Source organism: Auraticoccus monumenti, from assembly GCF_900101785.1.
GTDB lineage: Bacteria > Actinomycetota > Actinomycetes > Propionibacteriales > Propionibacteriaceae > Auraticoccus > Auraticoccus monumenti.
This window is the reverse complement of the sequence record NZ_LT629688.1, coordinates 3,291,880-3,312,736: the sequence shown is the minus strand read 5'-3', so window position 1 is coordinate 3,312,736 and position 20,857 is coordinate 3,291,880. Positions and strand designations below refer to the sequence as shown.

At 74.0% G+C, this 20,857-nt stretch carries 24 protein-coding genes; 12 read left to right on the top strand and 12 right to left on the bottom strand.

Annotated elements, in window-relative coordinates; translation table 11 throughout:
* The first annotated feature begins 82 nt into the window (after nucleotides 1–82).
* The 5 genes from BLT52_RS15365 (at nucleotide 83) to BLT52_RS15345 (ending at nucleotide 5,311) form a co-directional block, all read left to right on the top strand.
* Nucleotides 83–1,336, top strand: coding sequence for a cytochrome P450 (locus tag BLT52_RS15365; RefSeq protein ID WP_090594783.1), 1,254 nt, complete (start codon nucleotides 83–85; stop codon nucleotides 1,334–1,336).
* Nucleotides 1,333–2,535: an NAD(P)/FAD-dependent oxidoreductase gene (locus BLT52_RS15360; RefSeq protein WP_172804059.1), complete on the top strand. Its 1,203-nt coding sequence runs from the start codon at nucleotides 1,333–1,335 to the stop codon at nucleotides 2,533–2,535. Before BLT52_RS15365 ends, BLT52_RS15360 begins: the two co-directional genes overlap by 4 nt.
* A gap of 99 nt (nucleotides 2,536–2,634) precedes the next feature.
* Complete coding sequence (locus BLT52_RS15355; RefSeq protein WP_197679069.1) at nucleotides 2,635–3,390, top strand: GAF and ANTAR domain-containing protein; 756 nt, start codon at nucleotides 2,635–2,637, stop codon at nucleotides 3,388–3,390.
* Between the two features lie 159 nt (nucleotides 3,391–3,549).
* Complete coding sequence (locus BLT52_RS15350; protein ID WP_090594780.1) at nucleotides 3,550–4,101, top strand: hypothetical protein; 552 nt, start codon at nucleotides 3,550–3,552, stop codon at nucleotides 4,099–4,101.
* Nucleotides 4,102–4,579: 478 nt separating this feature from the next.
* The gene (locus tag BLT52_RS15345) at nucleotides 4,580–5,311 is read left to right on the top strand and encodes a GAF and ANTAR domain-containing protein (protein ID WP_197679068.1); all 732 of its coding nucleotides are present in this window, start codon (nucleotides 4,580–4,582) and stop codon (nucleotides 5,309–5,311) included.
* 14 nt (nucleotides 5,312–5,325) lie between these two features.
* Here BLT52_RS15345 and BLT52_RS15340 read toward each other — a convergent pair whose 3' ends face one another.
* Nucleotides 5,326–5,607, bottom strand: a complete 282-nt coding sequence (locus BLT52_RS15340; protein WP_157677171.1) for a hypothetical protein — start codon at nucleotides 5,605–5,607, stop codon at nucleotides 5,326–5,328.
* A gap of 231 nt (nucleotides 5,608–5,838) precedes the next feature.
* Nucleotides 5,839–6,540 (bottom strand): ANTAR domain-containing protein, encoded by a 702-nt coding sequence (locus BLT52_RS21090; protein WP_172804058.1) that lies wholly within the window; start codon nucleotides 6,538–6,540, stop codon nucleotides 5,839–5,841.
* A 193-nt stretch (nucleotides 6,541–6,733) separates the two neighbouring features.
* Here BLT52_RS21090 and BLT52_RS21085 point away from each other — a divergent pair, with 193 nt between their 5' ends.
* Genes BLT52_RS21085 through BLT52_RS15325 form a run of 3 tightly spaced genes read left to right on the top strand, consistent with a single transcriptional unit; the run spans nucleotide 6,734 to nucleotide 8,902 of the window.
* Entirely contained in the window at nucleotides 6,734–7,474 is a 741-nt protein-coding gene (locus BLT52_RS21085) for a GAF and ANTAR domain-containing protein (RefSeq protein ID WP_172804057.1), read from the top strand.
* Nucleotides 7,467–8,195, top strand: a complete 729-nt coding sequence (locus tag BLT52_RS15330; protein WP_157677168.1) for an ANTAR domain-containing protein — start codon at nucleotides 7,467–7,469, stop codon at nucleotides 8,193–8,195. The genes BLT52_RS21085 and BLT52_RS15330 overlap by 8 nt, the downstream gene beginning before the upstream one ends.
* The gene (locus tag BLT52_RS15325; RefSeq protein WP_090594774.1) at nucleotides 8,192–8,902 is read left to right on the top strand and encodes a GAF and ANTAR domain-containing protein; all 711 of its coding nucleotides are present in this window, start codon (nucleotides 8,192–8,194) and stop codon (nucleotides 8,900–8,902) included. The genes BLT52_RS15330 and BLT52_RS15325 overlap by 4 nt, the downstream gene beginning before the upstream one ends.
* Nucleotides 8,903–8,989: 87 nt before the next feature.
* Here BLT52_RS15325 and BLT52_RS15320 read toward each other — a convergent pair whose 3' ends face one another.
* Nucleotides 8,990–10,207: an RNA polymerase sigma factor gene (locus tag BLT52_RS15320; protein WP_090594772.1), complete on the bottom strand. Its 1,218-nt coding sequence runs from the start codon at nucleotides 10,205–10,207 to the stop codon at nucleotides 8,990–8,992.
* Between the two features lies 1 nt (nucleotide 10,208).
* Nucleotides 10,209–10,619, bottom strand: coding sequence for a YciI family protein (locus BLT52_RS15315; RefSeq protein ID WP_090594770.1), 411 nt, complete (start codon nucleotides 10,617–10,619; stop codon nucleotides 10,209–10,211).
* A 148-nt stretch (nucleotides 10,620–10,767) separates the two neighbouring features.
* Between BLT52_RS15315 and BLT52_RS15310 the strand changes: the two genes are divergently transcribed.
* Complete coding sequence (locus tag BLT52_RS15310; protein WP_090594769.1) at nucleotides 10,768–11,514, top strand: class I SAM-dependent methyltransferase; 747 nt, start codon at nucleotides 10,768–10,770, stop codon at nucleotides 11,512–11,514.
* Between the two features lie 81 nt (nucleotides 11,515–11,595).
* Here the strand turns inward: BLT52_RS15310 and BLT52_RS15305 are convergent, their stop codons facing one another.
* The 4 genes from BLT52_RS15305 to BLT52_RS15290 form a co-directional block, all read right to left on the bottom strand.
* Nucleotides 11,596–12,075: a P-loop NTPase family protein gene (locus BLT52_RS15305; RefSeq protein ID WP_090594767.1), complete on the bottom strand. Its 480-nt coding sequence runs from the start codon at nucleotides 12,073–12,075 to the stop codon at nucleotides 11,596–11,598.
* A 2-nt stretch (nucleotides 12,076–12,077) separates the two neighbouring features.
* Nucleotides 12,078–12,356 (bottom strand): hypothetical protein, encoded by a 279-nt coding sequence (locus tag BLT52_RS15300; RefSeq protein ID WP_157677167.1) that lies wholly within the window; start codon nucleotides 12,354–12,356, stop codon nucleotides 12,078–12,080.
* A gap of 72 nt (nucleotides 12,357–12,428) precedes the next feature.
* Nucleotides 12,429–12,881, bottom strand: a complete 453-nt coding sequence (locus tag BLT52_RS15295; protein ID WP_090594764.1) for a PGPGW domain-containing protein — start codon at nucleotides 12,879–12,881, stop codon at nucleotides 12,429–12,431.
* Nucleotides 12,878–13,204: a hypothetical protein gene (locus BLT52_RS15290; protein ID WP_157677166.1), complete on the bottom strand. Its 327-nt coding sequence runs from the start codon at nucleotides 13,202–13,204 to the stop codon at nucleotides 12,878–12,880. Before BLT52_RS15290 ends, BLT52_RS15295 begins: the two co-directional genes overlap by 4 nt.
* 429 nt (nucleotides 13,205–13,633) lie before the next feature.
* Between BLT52_RS15290 and BLT52_RS15285 the strand changes: the two genes are divergently transcribed.
* The 3 genes from BLT52_RS15285 (at nucleotide 13,634) to BLT52_RS15275 (ending at nucleotide 16,025) form a co-directional block, all read left to right on the top strand.
* Nucleotides 13,634–14,029, top strand: a complete 396-nt coding sequence (locus BLT52_RS15285; RefSeq protein WP_197679067.1) for an NAD(P)H-dependent oxidoreductase — start codon at nucleotides 13,634–13,636, stop codon at nucleotides 14,027–14,029.
* Between the two features lie 231 nt (nucleotides 14,030–14,260).
* Complete coding sequence (locus tag BLT52_RS15280) at nucleotides 14,261–15,478, top strand: ice-binding family protein (RefSeq protein ID WP_157677165.1); 1,218 nt, start codon at nucleotides 14,261–14,263, stop codon at nucleotides 15,476–15,478.
* 169 nt (nucleotides 15,479–15,647) lie between these two features.
* Nucleotides 15,648–16,025, top strand: coding sequence for a VOC family protein (locus BLT52_RS15275; protein ID WP_090594758.1), 378 nt, complete (start codon nucleotides 15,648–15,650; stop codon nucleotides 16,023–16,025).
* A gap of 452 nt (nucleotides 16,026–16,477) precedes the next feature.
* On the opposite strand, the gene BLT52_RS15270 is transcribed toward BLT52_RS15275, so the two are convergent.
* From BLT52_RS15270 to BLT52_RS15255, 4 genes are read right to left on the bottom strand one after another with little or no spacing between them, the layout of a single operon-like run.
* Nucleotides 16,478–17,314, bottom strand: a complete 837-nt coding sequence (locus BLT52_RS15270; RefSeq protein WP_090594756.1) for a carbohydrate ABC transporter permease — start codon at nucleotides 17,312–17,314, stop codon at nucleotides 16,478–16,480.
* Nucleotides 17,311–18,282, bottom strand: coding sequence for a carbohydrate ABC transporter permease (locus BLT52_RS15265; protein WP_172804056.1), 972 nt, complete (start codon nucleotides 18,280–18,282; stop codon nucleotides 17,311–17,313). The genes BLT52_RS15270 and BLT52_RS15265 overlap by 4 nt, the downstream gene beginning before the upstream one ends.
* A gap of 3 nt (nucleotides 18,283–18,285) precedes the next feature.
* Nucleotides 18,286–19,590 (bottom strand): ABC transporter substrate-binding protein, encoded by a 1,305-nt coding sequence (locus BLT52_RS15260; protein ID WP_090594755.1) that lies wholly within the window; start codon nucleotides 19,588–19,590, stop codon nucleotides 18,286–18,288.
* 58 nt (nucleotides 19,591–19,648) lie between these two features.
* Complete coding sequence (locus BLT52_RS15255) at nucleotides 19,649–20,848, bottom strand: aminotransferase class V-fold PLP-dependent enzyme (protein WP_197679066.1); 1,200 nt, start codon at nucleotides 20,846–20,848, stop codon at nucleotides 19,649–19,651.
* Nucleotides 20,849–20,857 lie beyond the last annotated feature (9 nt).

Genomic DNA, 20,857 nt, shown 5'->3' with positions numbered 1-20,857 from the left:
GCCCCACGAGCGCCCCAGGGTGGGAGCTCGGGAGGGCCTGGGGGAGCCGGTTCAGGCGACCTCCCCGGGGTACTCCCCGCGCATGAGCGCACCACCTGCGGTCCCGACCGCCCTGACCCTCCCAGGTGACCAGACCCTGAAGCTGCTCCGACGTGGCTACCGCTTCTTCGACGAGCTCGGGGACACCGGTGCCGAGGTGGTCCGGATGCGGCTGATGGGACGCCGGGCGACCGTGGTGCGCGGGGAGGAGGGTGCCCGCCTCTTCTACACCGAACCGAGCCTGCGCCGGGCGCCGGCGCTGCCGGAGCTGGTGGTCGGCTCCCTCTTCGGCCACGGCGCCGTGCACACCCTCGACGGCGCGGGCCACCACCACCGCAAGGCGCTCTTCACCAGCCTGGCCACCCCGGCGGCCAGCGCCCGGGTGGTCGCCGACCTGACCCAGGGGTGGGAGGGGGCCGTCGACGGGTGGGAGGGCACCGTGGACCTGCACGAGGAGGTCAGCCTGCTGATCCTCCGGGCCGGCTGCCGGTGGCTGGGTCTGGCCCTGGACCCGACCGACGGGCGACGACGTGCCGCGGACATGGTGGCCATGGTCGACGGCTTCGGGTCGGTCGGCGCCCGTCAGGTCCGGGCCCGGCTGGCGCGGGCCAGGAGCGAGCTCTGGGTGGCCGGGCAGCTGCGGGAGCGCCGCGAGCGCGGGACCGCCGGTCCGGGCGGTGCGGACCCCCTGGACGTCGTCGCCGGGCACCGCGACCTCGACGGCGACCTGCTGCCGCTGCGGGTCGCCGCGGTGGAGACCCTCAACCTGCTCCGGCCGCTGGTGGCGGTCACCTGGCTGGTGTCCTCGGGGGTCCGGGCGCTGGACGACCTCCCGGAGCTGCGGCGGCGCCTGGCCGAGGGCGAGGTGTCCTCGCTGTGGGTGGCCCAGGAGGTGCGCCGGGTCTACCCCTTCGCACCGGCCCTGGCCGCCACCCCGGGTCAGGACCTGGTGTGGCGCGGGGTGGACGTCCCGGCCGGCTCGCTGCTGGTGCTCAACGTCTGGGCCACCGACCACGACCCCGTCCTGTGGCCCCGGCCCGACGTCTTCGACCCCGACCGGTTCGCCACCCAGACCGTCACGCCGTGGAACCTGCTGCCCCAGGGAGGAGGAGCGGTGTCCACCGGGCACCGCTGCCCGGGCGAGGACCTGACCCTGTCCGTGCTGGCGACCCTGCTGCGCGCGCTGGCCGCGTCCGGCGTCCGGGTCGGCTCCTCCACGGCCGTGCGGCTGGACCGGATGCCGCCCGACCCGAGCTGTCTGGTCCGGGTGGGCCCCGCGCGTACGCTCGCCGGGTGAGCACCTCAGCGCCTCCGCAGTCCCGGACCCACGACGTCGTGGTGGTCGGTGCGGGCAACGGGGGCATCTCCGCCGCCGCCCTGCTCCGTCGGCAGGGCTGCCCCGACGTGGTCGTCGTCGACGCCACCGAGACCCACTCCTACAAGCCGCTCCAGAACTACGTCGGCGCCGGGCGGTGCACCATGGAGGAGCTCCGTCGCCCCCAGGCCGACGTCGTCCCCGACGGGGTGCGCTGGCACCGCAGCATGGTGGTCGCGGTCGACCCGGTGCAGCGCACCGTGACCTGCGCCGACGGGAGCGTGCTCGGGTACGGCGACCTCGTGCTCGCCCCGGGCTCCCGGGTGAGCTGGGACCCTGTCCCCGGCGCGGCCGAGGCGGTCGCCGCCGGCCGGTTGTGCAGCACCTTCGACGAGCACCTGGTGACCCGCACCTGGGACGCCGTCCGGGGACTCACCTCGGGGAGGGCGGTCTTCAGCATCCACGCCGACCCCTCCTCGGGTCGCGAGACCGCGCTCAAGCCGCTGTTCATGGCCTGCGACCACTGGCGCCGCACCGGCGTGCTGGACGACATCGAGGTGCTGCTGGTCTGCGACACCGAGGACGTCCACCCGGTGCCGAGGATCGACCGCGAGATCCGCACCCACCTCGACGACTACGGGGTGAGGCTCCGCAGGGCCGCCGTGGCGGCGGTCGAGGACGACGGCGCCGTCGTGGTGCTGGAGGGGCCCGCGGGCCGCGAGCGGCTGCCGGTCGACCTGCTGCACCTGCTGCCGCCCTACGTCGGGCAGGACTTCGTCGCCGCCTCGGGCCTGGAGTCGCCCGGCAGCCTCGGTCACCTCGCCGTGGACCCGGAGACGCTGCGTCATCCCCGTCATCAGCACGTCTGGTGCATCGGGGACGGGGCCGACCTCGGCACCGCGCGCACCGGTGGAGCGCTGCGCCGCCAGGTCTCGGTGCTGGTGGAGAACATCCGCAGGAGCCGGCGCGGGGACCCGCTCAGCCGCTACGACGGCTACACCGTCGGGCCGATCGCGACCTCGCTGAGCCGGCTGTCCTTCGGTGAGTACGACGGCGCGGACCGGATCGTCTCCTCGGTCCCGCTGGTGGACCAGGTCACCTCCCGCCGGGTCTGGTGGCTGGTCGACCGCTACCTGCTGCCGTGGACGTACTGGAACAGGATCCTGCGCGGCCGGGTCTGATCGGCGTAGGCTGTAAGCCTCGGAGCCAGCGCCAGCGCCAGGCTGCGTCGGAGGCCGGGGTCCCGGTCCCGTTGAGGGACGACGTGAACGGGGACGCCGGTGCCGGACGACGACGAGGGTGACCGTTCTTCCCAGGAGCGGGACCTGGAGAGCAGTCTGCGGGACCTGGCCGGGCTCTCCATGGCCGGCCAGCCGCTCGAGGAGTCGCTGACCCGGGTGGCCCTGCTGGCCGTGCGGGCCATCCCCGGCGCCGATGGCGCCGGGCTGACGCTCCTCGAGTCGGGCCGCCCGGACACCATCGTCACCACCTCCGACTTCGTGGCCGAGGTCGACGCCATCCAGTACGGCCTCGGGCAGGGTCCCTGCATCGACGCGGCCGCGCTCGGCACCACGGTGGTGTCCGGCTCCCTGGGTGGTGACCACCGGTGGGTGCGGTTCGGCTCCCGGGTGGCCCGGCTCGGCGTGCACAGCGCGGTGTCGCTGCCGCTGCTGGTGGGGCCTGAGGTGGTGGGGGCGCTGAACGTCTACGCGCGCGACAAGCACGTCTTCGACGACCGGGCGGCCTCCCTGGGGGAGGTGTTCGCCGTCCCGGCGGCGATCGCGGTCCAGAACGCGCACGTGCTGGCCCAGGCCGTGCGGCTGGCCCAGCGGCTGGGGTCCTCGCTGGAGGAGCGTTCCGTGGTCGACCAGGCCGTGGGCATCATGCTGGCACGTTCCGGCGGCACCCCGGCGGAGGCGCTGGAGCGGCTCCGCACGCTGAGCCAGCACCAGCACACGAAGATGTCGGCCCTGGCCCGCACCATCGTCGATGAGGCGGTCCGCCGCTCGAGGGCCCGGCACACCGAGCACGAGTGATCGACGTACGCCGGCACCTCGGCTGACGTAGACTCACCGGCGTCGGCGGACGAGCCCAGCCCGAGGTGGGGCTCACCTGCGCCGACGTCTCCCAGCGCGCGGTCCGCCGCTGTGAACCAGGCAGTGCCGGCGATCGGGCCGCTCGTTCGGAGCACCTCTGTGGGCAGTACCACGGAACTGACCGCCGCCCTCCACGACCTCGCCCTGGCCACCGGCCAGGCGCCCGACCACCTCCCGAGCCTGCTGGACGCGCTGGTGGACAGCCTGCGTGGCGCGGTGCGCTCCTTCCTGGGGCTGGAGCTGCTGCTGGCCGGAGGGGCCACGCCGGTCCGGTTGACCCGGTGGCCGGCGGTCGGCGAGGCCACCACGTCGTTGCACGTCCCGGTCCTCGCCCTGACCGGCGGCGCCGGGGGGGCCTTCACCTTCTGGGCCTCCACCCCCGGCGCCTTCGTGGACCTGGCGGCGGACCTCTGCCACGCGCTCCACCTCGGTCCTGCGGAGGTGGTCCTGGACGCGCACCTGCCCCCTCCCTCCCAGCACGACGACCTGCGGGGGCTCGTCGAGGCCACCCAGGTCGACCGGGCCATCGGCGTGCTGCTGGCCCGCGGGCACACCGTGGCCAGCGCCCGGGCCGAGCTCGAGGCCTCGGCCCGCCGGCTCGGCGTCAGCCTCGTCCAGCGCGCCGTGCAGGTCGTCGCCGACGTCGGTTAGACGACGGTGTGCCGTCTGGTGCACTTCTCCCCGGCGCGGATCCTTGACAGCGTCGGTACCCGCCGGTTCACTGATCTCGCTGAACCAGCCGTGTGCCGCGTCCGGTCGTGCCGCCCCGGGGGCCGCCTTCCGCTCGGTGGCATCTTGTCCAGGCACCTGCACCACGTCGGTGGTCCGCCCATGAGCAGCAGAGCCCTCCGGGAGCCTCGAGCCCACCGGACCGCAGGACGTGTCGATGTGCTCGCCGACGGCTGCACGACAGCCGTGCCCGGTCACGGCGGACCGCCCGCCGGCGGTCCGTCGGCGGCAGCACGGGGCTGAGCCCCCGGGGAGTCGCCAGGTGGTCTCCCCCTCGGTCGGGGGACAAGAGGGGGACCACCGTGGCGTCGCCGGGGCCGGGCGTGTGGCAGGTTGGTGCTGCAGGGTCGCTGCCGCGCGAGAACCGTCCGCCGTGGACGGCGACCCACCAGGAGGCAGCGTGTCGCGGGGACCAGTCAACCAGCAGCCGTCCGGGCGCCAGGGCGGTGAGGACCTGCTCGCCCGGCAGCTCGGCGAGATGGCCCGGCAGCTCCAGGGCGAGCGCGACACCGGTGCCATGCTGGACGAGCTGGTCGTGGCCGCGGTGTCTCTCATCCCGGGTGCGGACGAGGGGTCGATCAGCGTGGTGCGCGGGAGGCGGGACATCACCTCCTCCAGCGCGAGCGGGGACCTGCCGCGGAGGGTGGACGAGGTCCAGTCCGCGGTGCGGGAAGGGCCCTGCCTGGATGCGGCCTACGAGCAGCAGACGGTGCGGGTGCCCGACATGCGCACCGAGTCCCGGTGGCCGCGGTTCGCCGCCCGGGCTGCGGAGCTGGGTGCGGCGAGCATGCTGTCCTTCCAGCTCTACGTCGTCGGGGACACGCTGGGGGCGCTCAACCTCTACGGCCGCCGTCCGGGGGCCTTCGACGACGACTCCGAGCACGTCGGTCTGATCTTCGCCAGCCACGCCGCGATCGCCTTCGCCGACGCGCAGAAGCTGGACCAGCTGAGCCAGGGGCTGGCCAGCCGCGACCTGATCGGGCAGGCCAAGGGGATCCTGATGGAGCGCTACGGCGTCGACGCCGCGCAGGCCTTCAGCGTCCTCACCCGGGTCAGCCAGGCCGAGAACCGCAAGCTGCACGCGGTCGCCACCGAGCTGGTCACCCGGCGCCGTCTGCCCGGCCAGGTGTAGCCGGACCACACCGCTCAGGCAGGAGCGTCGGGCCGGACGCCGGGGTCCGGCGCGCGGTGGTGCTGCAACGCGGTCAGGGCCTGGGCGCGCACCCAGCTCCAGCCGGGGACCCCGGTGCTGTAGGTGGAGGACCTGAGCCACAGGTTGGTGTAGGTGTCGACGACGATGCGTTCGGCCAGCGGGCGGGGCGCCTTGTCCAGGGCCCAGGTGTAGACCGCCGGTCCGGTCACGTCGTAGAGGTGCGCCAGCGCGTCGACTGTCGGCTGCTCGTGCAGCGACCGGACCAGCGCGGTCACCCGCTGCTCGTCCGACCCCACCGTCACGCGGACGCCCCGGCACCGGACAGGTGGCCCGGCGGGCTCTGCGGCGTGCTCGGCGGGCGGTGTCGTCCTCGGCGGGGGGTCGTCGTGGTCGAACCCATGTGTTCCTCCCTGACCGCACCGGTGCAGACCGACGGTCGGGTCGGGTTCCGGGCCGGCGCGGCCCCTGGACGCACCGTGCCCGTCCGGGACGGGTTGCGGCGGTCCTCAGGGGATGGCACTAGCGCCACGGGCCGGGAACCCCGCGCCACCAGGATCAGCGGCGCCGGGGTGGGAGGCAGCGGCGTGCGGGGTGTCAGCCGCACCGGACAGCGCCGCGGCCACCAGGGCCTGCGACAGCTGGGAGGTGGGCACCGCCGCACAGACGCGCACCAGGTCACGGGCCAGCTCCGCCACGGTCAGCCGGCGGGCCCGGGCGTGGTGGGTGAGCAGGGCCAGTGCTGCGTCCCTCCCCAGACCCAGGGCGAGCACCAGGAGCTCACGGGCGTCCTCGACCGGGCGGGTGGACGGACTCCCCGCCACCTCGTGCGCCCGGTCGGCGACGGGGGCCACGGTGCCCTCGATGCCGCTGGACAACCAGCTCGGGGCCCCGGCAGCCCGAGGGCGTGGTGCTGCGCTCACGTCCAGCACGAGGTCGCGTCCCCGGCTGGTCCGGGCCCGAAGCCGGACGGTGCAGGGACCTTCGGTGGCCGCCTCGAGCAGGGCCGCGGCAACCGGCCGGTCCGGTGGCAGGACGTGGTGCAGGAACAGCTCGGTGGTGACGAGGGTCGGCTGCTCCGCGTGTCCGAGCAGCCTGACCAGCTCCTCGGACCAGGACCAGACGTCCTCGTCGAGCAGGGCGCTGAAGCGTCCGGCCCCCGACGGGGGGAGGACACCGGGTGAGGGGGAGGGGAGGACGGGAGCCGACACGGGGACCACACCTTCGAGAGGTACGAGGCGGCCCGGTTCTCGACCCGTGCTCAGTGTCTCCCCGCGCCCGGGTCGGGACAAGGGGGTTCGCCTGGGACTCCCTGCGGGTCTGATCCGCGGGGGGCGGGAGGACGAGCCGGGTGGGATACCGTCGGGAGATGGGCGCTGCGCGTGCCCGGAGCGGAGGTCGACCATGGACGTCGCGGAGCTGTCCACCGTGCTGGAGGAGGTGGCCCGGCGGTCCCACGGCGAGACCTCTCTGGAGGAGGCCCTGGACCTCCTGGTCACAGCGGCTCAGCAGACCGTCCCCGGAGCGGACCACGTCTCGATCTCGATCAGTCGTCGCAACGGGCGCCTCGAGACGATCGCGGCGTCCGACGACCTGGTGCGGCGCCTCGACGCCGTCCAGCACGAGCTCGGTGAGGGCCCGTGCGTGGAGGCGGTCCGGCAGCGGCAGCGCCGGACCAGCCACGACCTGCACACGGATGAGCGGTGGCCCCGCTTCGCCCCCCGGGCCGTCGACCTCGGGGTGCGTTCGCAGATGGGTCTGGACCTCTACGACGACGGCGAGAGCATCGGCGGCCTGAACCTCTACGGCGACCAGCCGTCCGCCTTCGACGAGGCGTCGACCCACGTCGCGGTCCTGTTCGGTTCCCACGCCAGCCACCTGCTGGGTCGGCGGATGCGCGAGAGCCAGCTGACCGCCGCCCTGGGGACGCGCCAGCTGATCGGGCAGGCCACCGGGATCGTGATGGAGCGCTACCAGCTGGGTGCCGAGCGCGCCTTCGAGTTCCTCGCCCGGGTCTCCCAGCAGGGCAACCGCAAGCTGGTCGAGATCGCCGCCGAGCTCGTCGACCAGGCCGCCTCCGCCCGCACGCGGGATCATCCGGACGACGACACGGGCCGTGGCGGGTGGCGGCACCAGGATGACTGAGCACCCGCTGCAGCTGTCCGGGAGGCAGGTGCTGGCGATGGTGGCCCGCGCCGTCGCCGAGGACAGTCCCGAACCGCTGGCGCTGCGGCTCTGCCGGCTCACCACGGTGACGGCCGGCGCCGACGGGGGTGCTCTGTCGCTGGCCACCGGAACCACCGAGCACCACCCCCTCGGCGCCACCGACGAGACCGCGGACCGGCTGGACGACCTGCAGGAGGTGCTGCGCGCCGGCCCTGGCCCCCGCGCCTTCCTCACCGGGGTCAGCTCGACCCTCAGCACCCGTCATCCGCCGGCGGAGTGGGCCGAGGCGGCCTCGGTCATCACCGACACGGTGGGCCCGTGCTACATCGACGCCGTGCCGATGCGCTCCCGCGGCCGGTCGACCGGGGCCTTCACCTGCTACCGGCGCGAGCCGCGTGCGCCGGCGACGGCCCCGGAGTCGCTGCAGCTGCTGGTCGACGCGGTCGGGGCGGTGCTGGTCAGCCCCGAGTCCCTGCAGACGCTCGCGGCCAGCGACACCTGGGCCCAGCGCAGCCGTCTGCACCAGGCCACCGGCATGGTGCTGGCCCAGCTGGGGCTCAGCGCCGACGACGCCTACGCCCTGCTGCGCGCGCACTCCTTCGCCGCCGACCAGACCATGGACGACACCGCCACCCAGGTCCTCGAGCGCGCCCTGGACTTCACCCGCATCGACCCCGACCCGGAAGGAGACGCACGATGAGCATCACCACCACAGAGGTGCTCGCGGCCGCCGTCGTCGGCATGGTCGAGCACGGTGACGTCACCGACAGCCTGGACCACCTCCTCAGCGACTGCGCCGAGCTGGTGCACGCGGCGGCCCTCGGCATCCTGGTCCAGCCCCGTCCCGGCGCACCGCTGGAGCTGCTGGCCGCGACCTCGCACCGGGTCGCGGAGCTGGAGCTGTACCAGCAGCAGGTCGACGACGGCCCGTGCGTGGAGACCGTGGCGTCGGGGGAGGCGGTGACCGTGCGCGGCCAGGAGGCGCTGGCCGCCCGGTGGGGGACCATCGGTCCGGCGATCGTCGAGAGCGGCTACCACGCCGTCCAGGGCTTCCCGATGCGCTGGCAGGGCCTGGTGCTGGGCGGGCTCAACGTCTTCTACCCGACGGCCGAGGTCGCCGACCAGGCCACCGGCCAGCTGCTGGCCGACATCGCCAGCCTCGTGGTGGCCCGGGCGGTGCCGATGGGCCCGGCGGAGGTGGAGGAGAGCCTGCGCACGGCGCTGGCCGGGCGGATCGTCGTGGAGCAGGCCAAGGGCGTGCTGGCCCACCAGACGGGCACCGACCCGGACGAGGCCTACGAGGTGCTGCGCCAGAGGGCCCGCGAGGCCGGCTCCACGCTGACCCGCACGGCGGAGACGGTGGTGCGCTCGGCGGACCGGCGGAACACGCGCCGCGGCCGGGGCTGAGCCGGTCCGCCGGTCGTCCTGACCCGGCGTGGGGGACGTGCGCGGGGCGACGGGATCGACGACCGGGGCCGGACCCAGCCCCTCAGGTCACTCGGGCGGCGCCTCGGAGGCCGCACGCCGGCACTCGGCGGCGCGTCGGACCAGGTGGTCCCGTTCGGTGACCTGGGTCGCCCGCCGGGCCGCCTCGGCGTAGGCCATGGCGGCTTCGGCGAGCTCGCCCCCCAGCTCGTGCAGGTGGGCGCGCGCGGCGTGCCACCGGTGCCGGTCCCCGATCACGTCGCCCAGCCGATCGGTCTCACGCAGACCGGCCGCGGCGCCGTGGACGTGCCCGACCGCCACCGCCCGTCCGAGGACGCCGGCGGGGTCCTGGCGCACCGGGTCCGCACTCAGGTCCAGCAGGTCGTCGTACCAGGCGAGCACCTGCGGCCAGTCGGTCTCCTCCACGCTGACGGCGTCGTCGTGGAGGGCGGCGATGGCGGCCTCGACCTGGTAGCGACCGGGCGGGCGCTCGTCGGTCTGCAGGGCCAGCGCGGACTGCAGCACCGCCACCCCCTCGGCGATCTCGCGGGTGTCCCAGCGGCTCCGGTCCTGCCGGTCGAGGGTGACGATCCGGCCCTCGGCGTCGGAGCGGGCGGGGAGCCGGGCGTGGTTGAGCAGCATCAGGGCCAGCAGCCCCCGGGCCTCGGGCTCGTCGGTGGCCAGGGTCAGCTGGCGTGCCAGCCGGATCGCCTCGGCGGCCAGGTCCACCCGGCCCACGTGCCCCGCGGTGTAGACGAGGTACAGCACCCGCAGCACCACCGCGAGGTCTCCCGGCTGGTCGAGCCGGCGTCCGCGCAGGGTGCGCTTGGCCCGGCTGATGCGCTGGGCCATGGTGGCCTCCGGGACGTAGCAGGCCTCGGCGACCTCCCGGGTCGTGAGCCCGGCGACCGCGCGGAGGGTGAGCGCCACCTGCGAGGCGGGGGTGAGGTCGGGGTGGCAGCAGCAGAACAGCAGGAAGAGGGTGTCGTCGCCGGCCTCGGTGGCGGCCGGCGCGGGTTCGGCGTCGGTCCTCTCCTCCCGGCGCCGGCGGGCCGCCTCGCTGCGCCGGGCGTCGACCAGACGTCGCGTCGCCACCGTGGTCAGCCAGGCACGCGGGTGCTGCGGCGGGTGCTCCGGCCAGACCCGCAGTGCCTCCAGCAGCGCCTCCTGCAGGGCGTCCTCGGCGGCGTCGAAGTCCTCTCCGCGCCGCACCATGGCGGCCAGCACCTGCGGGACGAGGGCGCGCAGGGCACCCTCGTCCCGCAGCGGCGTCGGCTGGTCGGTCACCTCAGTCCTGGGCGGGTGCCTCGGACATGACCTCGCGGACGTCGATCCACTCGTACAGCGGCTCCCCGCCGGGACCCGGCTCGGAGGACACGTAGGCGGCGAGCTCGATCGCGCGCTCACGGGACTCCACGTCGATCATGTACCAGCCGGCGACGAGGTCGCTGGTCTCGGGCAGCGGTCCGTCGGAGGTGACGGGGGCGGCCTCGGGTCCGCCGTAGCGGACGAACGTGCGCTCCGGGGTGAGCGCCTGGGCGTCGACGAACTCGCCCCGCTCCTGCAGCAGCTCGCTGACGTGGCCGAGGAAGGCCATGTGGGCCTCGACGTCCTCGGGCGCCCACTGGTCCATGGTGGGGACCTTGCGGTGCGGCTCCGGGCCGCCGCGGTAGTGCTTGAGCAGCAGGTACTTCGGCATGGTGGTTCTCCCTGTGTCGTGGGCCGCGCTCCTCGCGGCCCCTCATCTGGTGAGCGGAGCCGTCCGGTGCTTCTCGACATGCCCTGGGTCCGTGAGCGTAGACGCCGACGGGGCCCGGCGGCCGGCTCGCGATCGTAGGCTGGCGCTCGTGGTCGACCCGATGCACTTCGAGGCCCGGGCCGAGGACTACGACCGGGCCCGCCCGCCGTACCCGGAGGCGTTGTGGCGGGAGCTGCGCGATCGGGGGCTCCTGGAGCCGGGGCACCGGGCGCTGGACCTGGGGGCGGGCTCGGGCCAGGCCACCCGCGGGTTGCTCGCCGCCGGCCTGTCCGTCACGGCCGTGGAGCCCGGTCCCCGGCTGGCTGCGGTGCTCGGTGAGCGCTGCCCCGGCGCCGAGGTGGTGGTGTGCCGGGCCGAGGAGCTCGAGCGGCCGGCCTCGTCCTTCGAGCTGGCCGTCGCCGCGACCTCCGTGCACTGGATGGAGCTGGACGTGCTGCTGCCGCGACTGCACCGGTTGCTGGTGCCGGGCGGGCGGCTCGCGGTGTGGCGCAACGTCTTCGGCGACCCCGACGTCCGGACCCCGTTCCGGGACCGGCTGGCCGAGATCGTCGCGGCACGGCCGACGCCGCCGCGCCGGGGACCGGACGCCGAGGACGTGGTCGTCACGACCGGGGAGCTGACCCGCAGCGGCCACTTCACGGTAACGGGGACCAGCGTCTGGTCCTGGAGCACCCGACTGGACACCGACCAGGTGCGGCGGCTGTTCAGCACCTTCAGCGACTGGTCGTCCCAGGAGGTGGGGGCCGCCGCGCACGCGGTGGAGGGGCTCGGCGGCTCGGTGGTCGAGCACTACCGCTCGTGGCTGCTGGTGCTGGACCGGGCACCGGTGCCGTAGCCGGCGCTGCTCGGGACGCAGGGTCTCGGCTGGGGTCCGCGGCCCGGACCCAGCCGGTCGCCCGGGCACCACTCCCGTCGTTCAGCCGTCACCACGGGCGTCGGACCCGGCGAGGGCGGCGGCCAGCCGGCGGGCCGCGTCCGGCAGCGGCAGGCTGGTCGTGTCGACCACTGGCAGCCCGAGCGCCCGGTAGGAGGCGGCGTCCGCGACGGCCCCGGTCGCCTCCGCCAGGTCCCCACGGGGCGCCAGCCGGGTGCGTCGGGTGGTGTCGTCGCAGTCCAGCAGCAGCCAGCGGCCGGGCGGCCAGCCCCGCAGCTCGTCGGGTGTGCAGACGGTGAGGAGCACCACCGGTGACGACCCCAGCTGCCCCACGACCGCCCGCACCAGGTCGGAGTAGGGGCCCCAGGTGTCCGGGTGCTCGCGGACGGGCCACCCGGCCAGCGTCCCCGCCGGCTCCATCAGGGCGTCCCAGTCGAGCACCACCCGTCCGGGCAGCAGCGTCCGCAGCAGCGGGGCCAGGCTGCTCTTGCCGGAGCCAGGGGCGCCGAGGACGTAGTGCACGCTCAGCCGATCGTGAGCAGCGCGTGGTGGGCGGACTCGACGGTGACCTGCGCGCCGGCCAGCAGCCCGACCGGCTCCCCGTCCAGCTGGACCGGGAGGGCGGTGGTGGTGGACGTGCACCGCCGGGTGCCTGTCTGGTGGCCCAGACCGACCGTGGCCGCGCACACCCCGGTCAGCCGCAGCAGGCCCAGCGGTCCTCGCCCTCGGTGCGGGGGGACGCACCGGTTCGCCGGGTCGTGGACCGGCACCACCCGGTCGTAGGCGCCCTCGTCTGCCACCACCACCGCAGCATCTCAGAACTGGCTCCGTCCAGGTCGCACCCGGGGACAGGGTCGAGCGTGCGTTCCCGGACGTCAGCTGCGCTGGGGGACGGGGGAGTGCTCGAGCCGGAGCTCGGCCCGCCGGGACCACGTCCGCAGCAGCACCGTCGCGCTCACCGAGCCCGAGACCACCAGGCTGATGCCGGTGACCGGTCCGCCCACCAACCACCACCGCGGGTGCAGCGGCCACCACGTGGGCACTCCCGGCCCCACCAGCCAGACGACGCCCAGGCCGACCAGGAGCGCGGAGAGCAGCGCCGGGGCCACGAAGCGCCGGGGTGACCGCACCAGCGCGACCGCGCCGGCGTGGGCCCGGGCCTGGACCGGTTGCAGGTGCCGCTGGGCCCAGGGGAGGTGACGCCCCAGGATGGCGAGCCCCAGCGCCACCAGGACGAGACCGGGTCCCGGCAGCACCAGGGCCGCCAGTCCCAGGACCAGCACCACCCAGCCGACCGCGAGCACGGCCCAGCGCCGGTACCGGCTCACCGGTGCGCGGAGGGCTGGTCCGTGGGGGCGTCGGCGGGTGCTCGGCTGGCGCGGTTCATGCCCCTGGGGTACCCAGGACCAGCGTCGCCACCGCCCTCCGCCGCCGGCGCGGTCGCGGGGACCTCGAGAGGGCTCGGGGTACCCGGACGCCGTCGCCCCCGCCGCGGGGAGTCGGTCAGCCGGGCGTGCAGCTCGGCGATGTCGTCGCGGACCAGCCGCGTCCACTCGGGACCGGTGGTGCCGCCGGTGGAGGGCTGGTCGGTCCGCCACACCTCCACCGGGGTGCCGTGGGGTCGTCGAGGCGGGCCTCGGTGGGTGACCACGCAGCGTGCCTCCCGCCCCGGCGCCGGGCCCGCGCCGCCCGGCGTGCAGAACCGGTCGCTCAGCGGACGTCTCTGCACTCTCGTCGAGCCGTCCGCTGAGCGCCCGGTTCTGCGCACGACCGGCGGTGGCCCCGGGGTCGCTCCGCGCCTCCAGCGCGTGCCCGGACTCGGCGTCGAGGCCGCTGCCCGGCCGGGTGCCGGCGGAGGAGACGACGACGGCGTCCCCGGGGACGCGACGCTGCCGGCAGTGGTGCCGGAGCCGACGCCCGCGCGGTGATCCAGGGGCACAGCCGCTGCTGGTGACGCCCGCGCACTCGCCTGCGTGATGACGCGGTCGGTCCCGGCGAGCACCTGGTAGCCGGTAGGAAGGCTCAGGCGTGTCGCCGGCGCCTGACCGGACGATCTCCGGGTACCACGCCTGCAGACCTGGTGCTGGTGTTCCCGGTCTGGTGGTGGTCCCTGCCGGCGCTGCTCAAGGGCTTGGTCGACCGCGTGCTCATCACGGGCTGGCCCTTCGACCTCGACGCGGAGGAGTGCGTCGTGCCGAGGCTGCAACGGGTCACGGCGCACCTGATCCCGGTCTCCGGCACCACCGAGGCCTCCTTCGTCCGGCACGGCTACGGCCAGGCGTTCAGCACCCAGGTCGAGCACGGGATCCTGGACTACTGCGGGTTGACCCGTGGCGTCACGGCGTTCGTGCGCGACTCCGAGTCCGGGGACGAGGAGGCCGTCGGTCGGCAGGTGGAGGCGGCGGTGGACCGCGTCGTCGCCGCCGTCTCAGGTGGCACGGAGGGTGCCGCAGACCCGTCCGGGCCGCGGGTCTGACGACGGGTCGACACGCCGGTACTAGGTGATGGCGATCACGTGACCTATGGTGGTCGATACCACCGCCCACGGTGATCGAGTCCGGTTCCCCCGAGCCGCCGACCGGTCGCTGGGTCGGCTCTGCTGGAGGCAGTCTTGCCCCGTCCTCTCCCCGACACCGCTCCTCGAGCCAGGCGCCGGTCGATCTCCTTCCTGGCCGCAGCCGCGGCCCTCACGTTGAGTGGTGGGTTGGTGCTCGGCGCCGTCGTTCCCGACGCCCAGGCCGCCGAGGCGCGCGTCCTGCTCGGGACCGCCGAGGACTTCTCCGTCCTCGGGGCCGAGACGGTCACCAACACCGGGCCCAGCATCCTGTCTGACAACCTGGGTGTCAGCCCCGGGGCAGCCATCACCGGCTTCCCGCCCGGCCAGGTGCGAGGCACCATCCACGCCGCCGACGAGGTGGCCGCCGCGGCGCAGGCCGACCTCCGCATCGCCTACAACGACGCGGCCGGGCGGGCCAGCACGGCCGCTGTCGGCCCCGACCTCACCGGGGAGACGCTCGTCGGGGGCGTCTACACCGCCTCCACCACACTGGCGCTCAACGGCGCCCTGACCCTGGACGGCGAGAACGACCCCGATGCCGTCTTCATCTTCCAGGTGCCCTCCGCCCTCCTGATCGGGACCGGGTCCAGCGTCGAGCTGATCCGCGGCGCCCAGGCCTGCAACGTCTTCTGGCAGGTGGGGAGCTCGGCCACCATCGACGCCGGCACCACCTTCGTCGGGTCGGTCATGGCCCTGGCGTCGGTGTCCGTGCTGACCGGCAGCACGGTCGACGGGCGCGTCCTGGCCCGGACCGGCCAGGTCAGCCTGCAGACGAACGTGTTCACCAGCAGCGCCTGCGTGGCGGCGTCCCCGTCGCCTGACCCGGAGCCCAGCGGCAGCCCGAGCCCCAGCGACAGCGCCACGCCGAGCGACAGCCCGAGTCCCAGCGACAGCGCCACGCCGAGCCCCAGCGACAGCGCCACGCCGAGCGACAGCCCGAGCCCCAGCACCACCCCGACCGCGAGCGTGAGCCCGACCGCGACCGAGAGCCCGACCGAGAGCGACAGCCCGACGGCCTCGACGCCTCCCACCTCCTCGGTCGATGCTGAGAGCGACGCGGACTCCGATGCGGGTCCGGACACCGCTTCGGACGCCGACTCCGACGCCGGTACGGACCGCAGCTCGACGTCCGACTCCGACGCCGATTCCGGCTCGGACTCCGACTCGAACGCCGAGGCGGACTCCGACGCGGACGGCACGCCGACGACGCCTGCGGCCCCGTACGGACCGGGCGGGCCCGAGTCCCGGCTGCCGGACACCGGTTCCGGCTCCGCCGCACTGGTCGCCGTCGCGGCAGGTGTCCTGCTGACCGCCGGCGCGGGTGCCGTCTGGTACGGCAGACGTCGTCGCCACACCCCGCAGCACTGAGCGCAGGGCAGCGGCCCCGGTACGGGCGACCAGGGTGCGGCAGCGCACCCCGGTCGCCCGTGCCGTTCCTGGCCCGACGCCCGCGTGTGGGCCCGGGGGAGCAGCCGGCCGGGGTCATCGCGCGCTCCTCCCCCTCGCGCCCGCAGGCGATGACGCCTAGGTTCGACCGGTGAGCTGTCGACTGACGGAGCTGGTGCTCGGCTGCCGTGACCCCGAGGCCCTGGCACGGTTCTGGTGCGAGGTGCTGGGTTACGTCGAGCTGGGCCGCGAGGGTGCCGACATCGAGATCGGACCCGCGTCCGGGTTCGGCGGAGCCGCCCCGACCATCGTGCTGGCGCTGGTGGCGGAGGAGAAGACGTCCCCGCTGCGTCTGCACCTCGACGTGAACCCGGTCGACCGGGACCAGGACGCCGAGCTGGAACGGCTGCTCGCCCTGGGGGCCCGACCAGCGGACGTGGGGCAGACGGGGGAGGAGTCCTGGCACGTCCTGGCCGACCCCGAGGGCAACGAGTTCTGCCTGCTCCGGCGCCGACTGCCCGAGCCGTAACCGGGCGCGGGTGCGGACCCGGGCCCATCCCCCGATGGGCCCAGGCGCACCGGTGCCCGGGGCGTCGCCCGACGAGCTCCTCACGCAGCGGTGGCCGACCGACCCCGAGTCCGTCGTCGACCGCGCGCGAGCGAGCTCCGCGGCACCGAGAGGCACTTCGGGACGGTCGCGCGGCTCGGATGGGTGCTGTGACGCGGATCACCGGCGCCCTCGGTCCTCCCCACCGGCGGGTCGCGTGGTCCAGGGCCACGACGAGCCAGGTGCCCCAGCTGCTGACGCCGCAGGCCGTGCCGAGCCAGACCGGCACGCCGGGCCAGGTGATCGGGATGGCGCAGGCGGCCGGACCAGCAGCGCGACGGAGGCCAGGACCGGGCCGGCGGCCCTCTCCCGGCACAGGACGGTCACCACGGCCCCGCGTCCGGTGGACGCGGGGCCGGTCGGACGGAGGTGGGTCAGCCCTTCACCGCTCCGGAGGTCAGGCCCTGGACGATCCAGCGGCTGGCCAGGGCGAAGATCGCCATGGTCGGCAGGATGGTCAGCACCGCGGCGGCCGAGAGCGGGCCCCACTCGATGTTGAAGCTCGAGATGAAGCCGTTGAGCGCGGTCGGCACGGTGAGCTTCTCGGTGCTGTTGAGCAGCGTCACCGAGAGGAACAGCTCGTTCCAGCAGTTGACGAAGTTGAAGATGAACGCGGCCATGATCCCCGGCGTCATGACCGGGACGATCACCCGGAACAGCGCGGACAGCCGCGAGCAGCCGTCCACCATCGCGGCCTCCTCGAGGGCGTCGGGGACGTTGGCGAAGAAGCCCCGCAGCATGATCGTGCAGAAGGGGATGCAGACCGCGGTGTAGATCAGCGCCAGCCCGCCCCGGTTGTCGACCAGGTCGAGGTTGACCATCAGCTGGTAGAGCGGGCCCAGCGCGATGAACCCGGGGATCATCTGGGTGACCAGGAAGGCCACCGTGATCGCCCCCCGGGATCGGAAGTGGAAGCGGGCCAGCACGTAGGCCGACAGCAGCGAGATCAGCGTGGCCACCGCGCCGGCGCTGACCGCCACGACCAGGCTGTTGAGCAGGTACTGGCCGAAGTTCGCCGTCTCGAACAGGCGGGCGTAGTTGGCGAAGGACACCGTCTCGGGCCAGTACTGCAGCGGGAAGCGGGCGATGACTCCGGGGTCCTTCAGGGAGGTGACCACGATCCAGTACAGCGGGAACAGGGTGATCAGCATCCACAGCGCCAGCAGCACCACCCGGGCCGCCTTGATCAGCGGCGGGTTGCGGTCGATCATGAGTTCCTCTCCCGGAGCGCGAGCAGGTAGAAGATCGTGAACACCGTGAGCACGGCCATGGTGATGAGCCCCAGCGCGGAGGCGACGCCGTAGGCGCCCTGCTGGGTGAAGGTGATCATCCAGGTGGTGATGATGTGGGTCTGGTTCCCGGGCCCGCCGCCGGTCATGCCGTAGATGATGTCGGGGAAGTTGAAGATCCAGATGACCCGCAGCAGCACGGTCAGACCGAGGGTGATCCTGATCGAGGGGACCACGATGAAGAGGAGGGTGCGGACGCGGCCGGCGCCGTCGAGCGCGGCGGCCTCCATCATCTCGTGGTCCACCGACTGCAGCGCGGCCAGGATCATGATCGCGAAGAAGGTGACGCCGTACCAGACGTTGGCGACGATCACCGACGCCATGGCCAGGTCCGGGTCGGCCAGCCACGGCACGGGGGAGTCGATCAGCCCTGCCTTGAGCAGCAGGTCGTTGACCACCCCGAACTCGGCGTTGAACATCCAGCGGAAGAGGATCCCGATCAGGAACCCCGACACCGCCCAGGGGAAGAAGACGACCGCCTGGTAGAGCCCCCGGAACGGGAAGCGTCGCCACAGCAGCAGCGCGATGCCGAACCCGATCAGGAACTGCGGGACGATCGAGCCCACGACCCAGACCACGGTGTGCCAGGAGACGGCTGCGAAGCTCGGGTCGGCGAACAGGGTGCGGAAGTTGTCCAGCCCGATGAAGGGCGTGTCGGTCAGGTCCCACAGGTTCCACTCCCGGAACGCCATCTGCGAGCCGACGAGCATCGGGTAGTAGGTGAAGAGGGCGACGAACAGCACCGCCGGCAGCAGGAAGGCCCCGATGCCGAGCGCCTTGCGGACCGGGAAGTCGGGCCGCCGCGGCCGGCTGGGGCGGGCGGGGGCCGCGCCCGGCGGGGGGAGTTCGGCTCCTCCCCGCCGAACCGCGGCCGGGGTCGTGGTGGCCACCGGTCAGCCGCCCTGCTGGAGCTTCTCGGTCCAGTAGGCGTCCCAGCTGGCCAGCATCTCCTCGGGCGTCATCTGCTCGATCAGGACCTGCTGCACCTCGTTGTCGGACTTCTGCTGCCACTCGGTCCACCAGGCGACGTCACGCGGCTGGGTGACGTTGAGCCAGGTCTCGGGGTCCTCGGTCATCGTGACGTAGGAGGCCCAGGCGCCGGTGGAGTAGAAGGGGTCCTCGGCGGCCGCCTCCTGGATCGGCACCAGCGAGTTCTCCTTGGCGAAGGTGGTGGAGGCGTCACCGGAGAGGAACTGCACCAGCTCCACGGCCTCCTCCTTGTGCTCGCTGGACTCCGCGACGCCCCAGCCGGCGGTGGCGATGGGCTGGGCGGCCTTGCCGGTCGGGCCCACCAGCAGCGGGGCGGTGTCCCACTGCTCGGCGGTGATGGCGGTGGACTCGGAGATGGTGGCGATGACCTCGGGGTCCTGCAGCAGGAAGGCCGTGGACCCGTTGTTGAAGCCCTCCACCATCTCGGGGTAGCCCCAGGCCACCGACGAGGGCGGGGAGGCCTGGCGGAAGAGCTCGAAGTAGGTGGCGACAGCCTGCTTCGCCTCCTCGGTGGCGAAGATCGTGCGCCCGTCCTCGGTCAGGAAGGCGTTCTGCACGTCGAGGTCGTCCCCGACGTAGGCCTCGATGGCCGCCACCACGTTGCCCTGGCCGTTGGTGCCGCCGCGGAAGGCGTAGCCGAAGCGGTTCTGCGCCGGGTCCTGGATCGCCGTGGCCTGCTCCAGCAGCTCGTCCCAGCTCTTGGGCGGGCCGTCGAAGCCCGCCTCGGCGACGAGGTCCTTGCGGTAGAAGAGGCTGAGACCGTAGAAGCCGTAGGGCACGAACCAGGTCTGGCCGTCCTTGGAGCGGGAGTACTGCCGGGCGTTCTCGGTCAGGCTCTCCCACCCCTCCCAGGACTCCATGTCGGCGGTCATGTCGTAGAGGTAGCCGTTGTTGGCGAAGGGCCCGACGGTGATGTCACGCACCTCGAGCACGTCCACCCCCGACCCGGACTGGAGCATCTGCTGGATCTTGCCGTCGGCCTGCTCCGTGGGCGGGGAGACGAGGTTGACCGTCACCCCCGGGTTGGCGGTCTCGAACTCGTCGAGCAGGCCCCGCAGCACCTGCGTGCGGGCCGGGTTCGTCAGGCTCTCGACCATCTCGAGCTCGACCTCGCCGTCGGCGGCCGGCTCCCCGCCGCCACCTCCGCAGGCGGTCAGGGTCAGGGCGGCCGCGGCCAACGCCGCGACCAGGCTGGTGGCTCTTCTCACTGGGTGCTCCTCAGGTTGGTACCCGGGCCGGGACCGGCCGGGGTGGTACGGGGGGACGTCATCGCGACGTCCCCAGCAGGGCGGCCAGCGGTGCGTCGACGAACCGCAGGACGTCCTCGGGGGTGGTGTAGGCGTGGGCGGAGAGCCGCAGGTAGGGGCGCCCCTCGAAGCTGGTGATGGCCAGCTCGGTGCGGTGCTCGCGGGCCATCACGTCGCGCAGGGCGTCGGAGGTCTCCCGGTCGACGGTCAGGCTGGGAGGAAGCTCGACCAGCCGCATGGTGGGGACGGCCATGCCCACCTCGGCCCGCCGCTCCCAGCCGCTGAGCTCGGCGACCCGCTCCGCCACCACGACGCCGGCCCAGTCGAGCAGCTCGGCGCTGTAGGCACGGACGGCGTCCCAGCCGAAGGCCTCCTCGATGGTGCGGACGGCGACCGGGGTGGCCAGCCAGGCGGTGGCGTCGAGGGTGCCCTGGTAGTCGAAGCGCAGCGGGAAGGACTCGCGCGCACCCCAGGAGTCGATCAGCGGGAACAGCTCCTCGCCCAGGCCCTCGCGCACGACCAGGGCGGCGGTACCCCGTGGGCCGCAGGCGTACTTGTGCAGGTTGCCGACCCAGTAGTCGCAGGCCTCCACGGGCGAGGCCAGCGCCCCGGGGGCGTGGGCGGCGTCCACCACGCTGACCACACCGCGCTCGGCCGCGGCGGCGCTGAGCGCCTCGACCGGCATCCGGCGGGCGGTGGGGGAGGTGATCGCGTCCAGCACGACGACCGCCGTCCGCTCGGTGAAGGCCGCCAGCACCAGGGCGGTGGTCTCCTCGGCGTCCGCCGTGAGGGGGACGGCCACCCGGACCACCCGGCCGCCGACCCGGGCCACCGCCCGCTCGACGGCCATGGTGACCGCTCCGTAGCCGTGATCGGTGAGGACGACCTCGGCGCCGTCGGGCAGCACCAGGGAGTTGAGCACCACGGTGATCCCGGCGCTGGCGTTCGGCACCAGGGCGGTGCGGGAGGCGGGCACCCCGAGGAAGTCGGCGACGGCGGTCCGGGCCAGCAGCAGGCGTTCGGGCAGCTCGCCGAACCACAGCACCGGCGAGGCCTCCATCAGGTCCTTGAGCCGGGCCTGCTCGGCCAGTGCCGCGCGGGGGACCGCGCCGAAGGAGCCGTGGTTGAGGTGCAGCACGTCGGGGTCGAGCGCGAACAGCGCCGCGGCGTCGCCGCCGGGCGAGAGCGGGGCGGGAGGTGAGGTGGTACCCAAGGTCACGCCGACAGA